The organism is Desulfitispora alkaliphila, from assembly GCF_050433185.1.
Lineage (GTDB): Bacteria > Bacillota > Desulfitisporia > Desulfitisporales > Desulfitisporaceae > Desulfitispora > Desulfitispora alkaliphila.
Genome location: NZ_JBNPXS010000037.1, coordinates 22,418 through 29,870, shown reverse-complemented (window position 1 = coordinate 29,870; position 7,453 = coordinate 22,418). Strand labels below are relative to the sequence as shown.

General features: G+C 37.2%; 11 protein-coding genes, 1 pseudogene and 1 riboswitch. Of the genes and pseudogenes, 3 read left to right on the top strand and 9 right to left on the bottom strand.

All coding sequences use genetic code 11. The features are described 5' to 3' along the window. Positions 1-5: 5 nt before the first annotated feature. Positions 6-254, bottom strand: a complete 249-nt coding sequence (locus GGQ84_RS12370; RefSeq protein ID WP_429163069.1) for a hypothetical protein — start codon at positions 252-254, stop codon at positions 6-8. 456 nt (positions 255-710) lie between these two features. On the opposite strand from GGQ84_RS12370, the gene GGQ84_RS12365 reads away from it, so the two are divergent. The 3 genes from GGQ84_RS12365 to GGQ84_RS12355 all read left to right on the top strand — a co-directional run bounded on the left by GGQ84_RS12365 (position 711) and on the right by GGQ84_RS12355 (position 2,202). Beyond that, a complete protein-coding gene (locus GGQ84_RS12365) occupies positions 711-1,235 on the top strand; it encodes a DUF3231 family protein (protein ID WP_429163067.1) in 525 nt (174 codons plus the stop codon). 213 nt (positions 1,236-1,448) lie between these two features. Then, positions 1,449-1,640, top strand: a complete 192-nt coding sequence (locus GGQ84_RS12360) for a hypothetical protein (RefSeq protein ID WP_429163065.1) — start codon at positions 1,449-1,451, stop codon at positions 1,638-1,640. A gap of 55 nt (positions 1,641-1,695) precedes the next feature. Next, positions 1,696-2,202, top strand: a complete 507-nt coding sequence (locus GGQ84_RS12355; RefSeq protein ID WP_429163064.1) for a class I SAM-dependent methyltransferase — start codon at positions 1,696-1,698, stop codon at positions 2,200-2,202. Positions 2,203-2,278: 76 nt separating this feature from the next. Here the strand turns inward: GGQ84_RS12355 and GGQ84_RS12350 are convergent, their stop codons facing one another. The 8 genes and pseudogenes from GGQ84_RS12350 to GGQ84_RS12315 all read right to left on the bottom strand — a co-directional run bounded on the left by GGQ84_RS12350 (position 2,279) and on the right by GGQ84_RS12315 (position 7,108). After that, the gene (locus GGQ84_RS12350; protein WP_429163062.1) at positions 2,279-2,413 is read right to left on the bottom strand and encodes a hypothetical protein; all 135 of its coding nucleotides are present in this window, start codon (positions 2,411-2,413) and stop codon (positions 2,279-2,281) included. Positions 2,414-2,452: 39 nt separating this feature from the next. After that, positions 2,453-3,793 (bottom strand): voltage-gated chloride channel family protein, encoded by a 1,341-nt coding sequence (locus tag GGQ84_RS12345; protein WP_429163060.1) that lies wholly within the window; start codon positions 3,791-3,793, stop codon positions 2,453-2,455. 41 nt (positions 3,794-3,834) lie between these two features. Continuing rightward, positions 3,835-3,901: riboswitch (Fluoride riboswitch) on the bottom strand. A 22-nt stretch (positions 3,902-3,923) separates the two neighbouring features. Then, positions 3,924-4,076 carry a hypothetical protein gene (locus tag GGQ84_RS12340; protein ID WP_429163059.1) on the bottom strand — a complete coding sequence of 51 codons (153 nt, stop codon included), beginning with the start codon at positions 4,074-4,076 and terminating at the stop codon, positions 3,924-3,926. Positions 4,077-4,111: 35 nt separating this feature from the next. Further along, on the bottom strand, positions 4,112-4,288 hold the full coding sequence (locus tag GGQ84_RS12335) for a hypothetical protein (RefSeq protein ID WP_429163057.1): 177 nt from the start codon (positions 4,286-4,288) through the stop codon (positions 4,112-4,114). A 77-nt stretch (positions 4,289-4,365) separates the two neighbouring features. Next, positions 4,366-4,542 (bottom strand): annotated as a pseudogene (locus GGQ84_RS12330) (ABC transporter ATP-binding protein); the annotation flags it as partial. Positions 4,543-4,568: 26 nt separating this feature from the next. Beyond that, positions 4,569-5,096 (bottom strand): PstS family phosphate ABC transporter substrate-binding protein, encoded by a 528-nt coding sequence (locus tag GGQ84_RS12325; protein WP_429163055.1) that lies wholly within the window; start codon positions 5,094-5,096, stop codon positions 4,569-4,571. 113 nt (positions 5,097-5,209) lie between these two features. After that, entirely contained in the window at positions 5,210-5,728 is a 519-nt protein-coding gene (locus tag GGQ84_RS12320; RefSeq protein ID WP_429163053.1) for a hypothetical protein, read from the bottom strand. Positions 5,729-5,881: 153 nt separating this feature from the next. After that, a complete protein-coding gene (locus GGQ84_RS12315; protein WP_429163052.1) occupies positions 5,882-7,108 on the bottom strand; it encodes a DUF6612 family protein in 1,227 nt (408 codons plus the stop codon). Positions 7,109-7,453 lie beyond the last annotated feature (345 nt).

Here is a 7,453-nt window from a genome sequence, read left to right as displayed (position 1 = left end):
GATTATCAAGAGGATGCGTTCCAGGCATTTTGCATCTTTTGGAGTCGGTGAGGTGTATAATATTCCTCGCCTTTTTCTTTTGCTCTTTTAATCTTCTTTTGTTGCTTTCGTTTCTGCTTTATTGTCATTTCTTCATTCCAAAGAATAATCTGCAAGGCTCTTAATAGTTCCTCAAATTTAGGTTGAAGTACGCTTACCACACTCTGTTGAACGATACGGTCTTCAATGGTTGGTTGGTATGTTTTTGTTTTCAACTTCTCTAGTGTCGCTGTAATGTTTTCTGATAATTTCGCTTCATAACTCTTAATTGTTTCTCCATCTATTCCGCCAACACCCTTGTTTGCTTTTACTTGCTCGAAACTTTGGGTTAATTTTCAGTCGAATAGAAGCTGTCCATAAATACTGTGTAGCTTAAATTTCCACTCTTGATTCATTGCTTATCTAATGTTTGGTCATTAGATTACTTCCATACTATGGAAACTCCCCCCCCCCCGGGTTTATAAGCTTTCGACGTTTAAGCTTTTCGCGCACTTTGCTGAATTTTTTATAGAAACTCTGCAGTAAAGGAGATTATGTAAATAGAATTATTTTTTTACTCCATTCTACTAGTAATGAGTTTATACTCCTACTTCGTCATAATTTATACATACGTTAAAACTATTATGGGCAATAATAAAAAAGGAAAAGTAATCACCAGGGAGGTTAAATCAATGCTAACACCTATTTTAGAAGAAATTGAGCAGCGGTTTAAATTTAATAAGTCTAGAAAAGATAGACAACATTTAATAAATGTTCTTGAAGTTGGTTTTATTTGGGATATATTAATCAGTAGATATCAAACAGTAGAAACTACTAAAATTTTTTTAGGATTTGCTAAAGATACCGACCTGAAATTTATTTTGCAACAAGGAGAAAAATTTTTAAATAAAGAGATTGACAGATTAGAACAAGTAGCTGTAGATTTTGGTATTCCCACAGTTAAAAAACCTGCCGAGAATTCTCTAAGTATTTTTGATATTGAAGTTGTGTCAGATGAGTATATTTATACGCATACACTAGCAGGAATTCAATCGTATTTACCTACTCTAGTAACTGCATTTTCCCATTCAACTTCATCAATAATTAGAACGCTTTTTCAAGAGTTTTTAACAGAAGAATTAAAGTTATATGGTAATTTTTTCGAGTACGGAATGATAAAAGGATGGATAAAATCGCCACCAACATATAGAAATTAATGCATTATTTTCTCTGGAACGGTTACCTAGATAATGAAAACTTAATAAAAAAATTTATAATATTGCATATTTTCCATCAAATGCGCCACATCAAATAGATTGCGATAGAGCGTTTTTGACGAGTTAGGGCTCCTCCGTCCTAGGTGATATCCCTCTCTCTCATCGAATGGCATTTCTATTAACACTTTTGATTTACAGCAGGAGTTTTTGATTGTGGAGGCAGCGGCGCAAGTAGGGTTATTTGATGCTATAATGGGTAAACCATTAACCTTAGAAGAATTATCTAACGATTTATCTTGTGACCTGCGAGTTTTATGGACGGTGACAGAAGAACTAATAGCTTTAGACTATCTAGAATATCAGGATAGTAAAGTAAAATTAACAGAAGAGGCTTACGAAAACTGAGAAACCTGCCCCTAAAAAGGATGACCCGGAAGCATTAAAAGCCTTTATTAATGCAATGAGTCATTATCCCCGGGAAACTGCAACTGAAATTGCCAAACACTGTCTAACAGGACTATCGGAAAACCCAAAAGTGCTCGATGTGAGAGGAGGCCCTTTAACATATGCTAATGCCTTTGCTCAACAAGGTGCTGTAGTTACAATTTTAGATTTACCTGAAGTTATCGACATGATGAGGCCTAAGTTAAATCCAAGCCTGTCCATAAGCATGGAAAAAGGTGATTTCACCAAGGGATTGCCGAAAGGACCTTTTGATGTAGTGTACCTGGGTAACATATATCATATCTATGGTGAAAAAGAAAACAGAAAACTATTCTGTGATGCAGCAAGTGAATTGCAAAGTGGTGGGCGGATGATTATTAACGATTTTGTCCGTGGCACCGGGCCAGAATCTGCATTATTTGCATATGAACAATATAAAAAATGGCTTCAAGATGCTGGGTTTTCAGTTCCAATTTTCGATGAAGTTAGTTACAATCAACTAATAATAGCTACGAAGCAATAGCGTCTGATCATTCTTGGGAGGTTGAGACCAAGTTAAACAGGGGTATTCATAGAAAGTAGGAAACCCCTATTTATAATCAGTTGCCCACAACATGGGAATTTGGCTTGATTTCAGTAAGCTCTTGCTCTGAAAAATGATGAATTGTTTTAACCTGATAAGAAAAGATTAGCTCATTTATTAAGTGAGGATTAACTTTGATCTGCTTCACCATAGATATAACTGTAGATAAACCCTATTATTACAAGTGCAACTAGCCAGAAAAGTATCTTTTCCAACTCTTATCCCCTTCTTTCTCTTGTTTTTCTATTCCTAACAGGTTTTGTCCATGGTGCTCCATAAATATATGACTTTTTGGTACTCCTACCTTCTGAGATGAATATATTCCGGTATGACCAGAGACATAATAACTTATCGTGCATGCTAAAAACATATATACACCTGCTTCAGCTCCAAATAGTTCAATCCCCATGATAAAAGAGGCGATTGGAGTATTAGTTGCCGCTGCAAAAACAGCAATTAAGCCTAAGGCTGCTAAAAAGGGAGCCGGTAGACCTAAGAAGCCGGACAGTGCATTCCCCATTGTAGATCCTATTACAAATAGTGGCGTAACTTCGCCGCCTTGAAATCCAGCTCCTAAGGTGATGGTAGTTAAAATAATTTTGTATAAGAAAGCTAGGGGTGTTACTTCACCCTCAAAGGATTCATAGATAAGAGGCAAGCTTAAGCCAATATAATCTCTAGTTCCTAGCAAAAAAACAGCTGTTACTACAATAGTACCACCGACAAAACTTCTAAGCATAGGATTTTTAAAAGTAGTGGCAAACCATGTTTTGCACCAATAAGCCATTTTGCTAAATAACATCCCCGCTAATCCAAAAAGTACTGCAGCCAACAAAATTTTACTAATTAAAATTATTGACATTTCTGGAATATAGTCAACGTAATAGCTACTATGCCCGATGCCCCAAGCCGTTGTAACATAATCTCCTACAAAACTGGCAATAAAGGCTGGAAGTAAAGCATGGTATTTAACTACCCCGAGAAAGGCAACTTCTAAGCTAAAAACAGTACCTGCTAAGGGTGTACCAAAAACTGAGCCAAAGCCTGCACTAATCCCGCAAATTAAAATTATCTTCCTGTCAGTCTCACTTAAGTTAAATTTTTTTCCTACAAATTCAGCTATACTACTCCCCATTTGTACGGCAGTTCCTTCACGACCAGCGGAGCCACCAAAGAGATGGGTCATGATTGTTCCAAATAAGACTAGGGGAGCCATCCGCAGAGGGATTGTCTCTTTCCCTCCTTGAATCTGTTCAATTATTAGGTTGTTGCCCTTTCCAGAATTGCCCCCGTGATAAGAATAAAAGTAGCTTACAATAACCCCTGCCAGGGGCAAAAAGTACAGTAAAAATGGATACGTTATCCTTGTCTCTGTAGCCCATGATAAGCTGGCTAAGAAAATTGCTGACGCCGTACCTGCAAGGGCTCCTACAATACTGGCAATTACCAACCATTTTAAGAAAAATGCTATGGTAGCAAGGTGGAAAGAGGTTTTTAAAATATTGCTCATCTGTGGTCTTATTGGCTTCATAGTCATATTCCCCCTAAAAAAATACAGACTCCTACCAGTTTATCCTGGTAGGAGTCATTAGCTCTTCTTCGCGAGCGCTTAATGGCGAACTCCATCGCCTATTAGTTTACATATAAATATATTATATTAACTAGGTTGTCTTTTCAACTATTTTTTGCACTCTCCTCATTTGCTTGTTTCTAGGACTGGTTAAGGGAAACAGTGTACCAAACTGGGCCACTACTCCATTTGGATTTGCCATTACTGGACCAAGTAAAAGCATTGACAATGCTGGTAGGAACATAGCCAAACCTTGAATATTATTAGTACTTTGCAGATCTAGCAGGAGATAATAATCATCAAAAATAATAAGATAGCCATGGCTATGGAAACTAAAGCTGTATTGGATGTAGTTATTAACTCTTCTGCCCTTTGCTCTGGTACTGATTGATCTTCTATTGCCAAGGAAGTTATGTTAGCCCTTGCTGTTAAATAATTCAAATCTTCCTGACTCAAGTCTGCCTCTTAAATTCGCATTTCTTGCAGAACACTAGTCAATACTCTTTCTAGCTCTACAAATGCTGGTCGCCTTTCAAAACAACCAAAGCAGGGTTGTGAAGTACTGCAGCGATAAACTGAACTTTCTGGGCCATTCCCTTGGATAGCTCTTCAACCTTACTGATTCCTTTAAGACCTGCTAAGAATATTAATATATCAAGAACACGAGCTTCTTTGTATAAACCTCTTTCCTCAGGTAGATATCCTATCTTCACCTTTATTCACTTCAAAAGAAACATTATCTACTACCTTTTTTGGCATTTCGATAGCTGGCAACTTGACTAATAATTTGGCCCATTCCCCCAGCATATGTCTCCTGAGTTGGCTCTTGCATCTCAACATCCCTCATAACCCAGTTTTGCATGATGGTTTGACTGCCAGAGTTTTCAGGACGTTGATAAGGTAAAATGCTCCTATTTTCTCCGCCAACATCTCTCCAGTTAGTTATCTTTCCTGAATATATTCGTTGAAGCTCTTTTGTTATCAAGCTTTCCACAGGGTTTTCCGCATTTGTAAAGAAGACAAAGGCCTCACTTCCTAAAGGAGTCAAAACAAATTTATCGCCTTTTGCTACAATAGCTTCAACATGTGCACTTGAGGGCTCAGCTACAAAAATTATATCAGTCTCTCCATTTATCAGTCTTTCGTAGGCTGTCCCGGTCTTTGAGCACTTAATAATATTAAAGGGATACTCATCGCTGGCAACAAAGGCCGTATATATGTCTTTATCATGATTATTTTTATTCGCTTGGTAATACTCATCCAACCCTTTGTAAACTGGAGAGATGCAGGCTCGTCTAATCTAGCAAGTCCGTTGTCCTCCTTAAAAGGCGCTATTTTTATTAGGTCAAATTTAGTTAAATCACTGCCCACGGTAGACTATCCGTAGCGCAGTTCCACATATCCATAGCTGATTATATCTTTAGTAGTAACCCCTGAGAAAATAATTACAGAAATAGTTACCAAAGCAAATCCCGCTTTAAAATTCTTTGTTGTTTTATCCCTAATCAATTGATTAGATAATGCCTCATGTAAATATAGCCCAGCTAGAAAACCAATGTAGCCCATTAACTCTGCTGCCACGACCATGTAATGCAAGCCTGTAAAAAAAAGCACAAAGCTAAATATCAACAAAAAAGGATTTTTAAAAACATACGGTGCCCACCAACCTGAATTATAGTCTCCACCTGAAAACACTATGGCTACTATGGCAAAAATAAAGGCATAGATAATTGGCACAAGAGGTGTCAAATATCGCACTTTTGCCGATTCAGGCTTATGCTTAAATAGCTTTGAAAAGAGAACGCCCACCATAACTCCTACTATCAGTGAGGCGAAAGCGGCAATTAAAAAAAGGAGAAACCTCTCAGCATCAGTCCCCAGTTCATAGGGAGACAAGATACTTCGAAGAAAACTAGTGCTATTAAGACCTATGTAAGCAATATGGGGATAATTATCATCTGTGCAACTATGGCTGAAACAATATACCTTTTGTTTGATTTCATTTTAATCACCTCGAAAAAAGAAAGAGACCAAAAGGCCTCTTTCCCATTAGTTTTCTAATTCCCCTGGTACTTCTATCATATTCATCATCTGCTCAAAAAACTCTTGCTGAGTAATGGCATCACTCACATCAGGTGTTTGAATTTCTGTACCGAAGTCAAAAAGTTTGTAATCCCCTGCCAGTGACATTTCCATATTAACTGGTCCCTCAGGGTTTATGGTCTCATCCAGTCCAATTTTAAAATTCATATCAAAGACCATGTATTCAGTTAATAAGGTCTCTTTATTGATCATGGTATCTATATAATAATTTATTTCAATACCTTGTATCAACTGCTCAAACATTTGCTGCATTTCCATTATTTCTGCCTCATCAATTTCTGGTTGCTCTTGTATTCCTGCAAACACTTCCATAAAGTTAACTTCACTTAAAAATTCTTCTAAAACCTTTTTGAAAGTTTCACTATCAATATAATTCTTTATTGTATAGTACTCCTGTCCATCAATTACAGCACTTTCACCAAATACATTGATAATGCCAAATTGGCTCATCATTTCTAAAGACTGCTGAGGACTTGCCTGCATTAAGTTTGTTAGGTTATCCATCATAGCCAAATCATTCAGATCCTGCACGACCCATTGGTCAAAGCCTGGCATTTTTTGATAGATTGCATTATCTTTCCATACCATTTCTGTAGTCATACCACCCATACCGATTAGAGCCAATTCTTCTTCAGTCATTCCCATGTCTTGTGGAAATTCCATTGTCTCTTTCATATACATTGTCAATGGATCTTGTTTAATAAACCCTTCTATATATGTAGTCATTTCGGGGATTTCTGGAATTTCATCCGTACCCGGGTCGGTAATTACCATTTTCATGTTAGCATTACCTTCCATTCTGTAGGTGTTAGCTTCTTGCAAAACCCTAGTAGATTCCATCACCAATTCATCAGCTGTCCAATCATCCTTCATTTCACGCCAGGAAACAGTTACCTGATTGTTTGCACCATCCCATGCAACAGTTCCTCCAATACCCTCAAAGTAAGCTCGTAAGGGCACATCCCCTTCTTGCTCAAATGTTAGACCTGGTATTGCCTTTAATTGTGCTGTAGATGCATAACTGACACCATTTTCTAAGATCACATCTGCTTGAAACTCTTTTCCATTAAACACAAAACCCACTTGCTCATCTGCCACAGCTGCTGGCACTAGCAAAGATACTACTAGTAAACCGATTAGCAACATATTGGCTACTTTTTTAGCATTATTCATTTACTTTCCCCCTTTTATATTATTCGCATTAATTATAATCTGCTCCTTCTCTTTTAACCTATAATAGGTCGTTTGAAATAGTGCCATGCCCAAACAACTTGAACTAATTCCCAGCCCTGTTCTCCATTGTAATTCAATTTTTCTGAAGTTTTTTCACCAAGACCTAGAATCAATATACATTTATATTCTTACTTTTGCAATAAAAATCACTCCTATCATTCCCTTTTTTTACTATTTTTAAGTAGTTTATCAATTTCCCTGTACAACTTGGGTAATAATGCCAATGGAGCAAAGACTAAAGCCAGTATAAGTACACTCATTTGCTATTGCAATTTAGGAAATTTG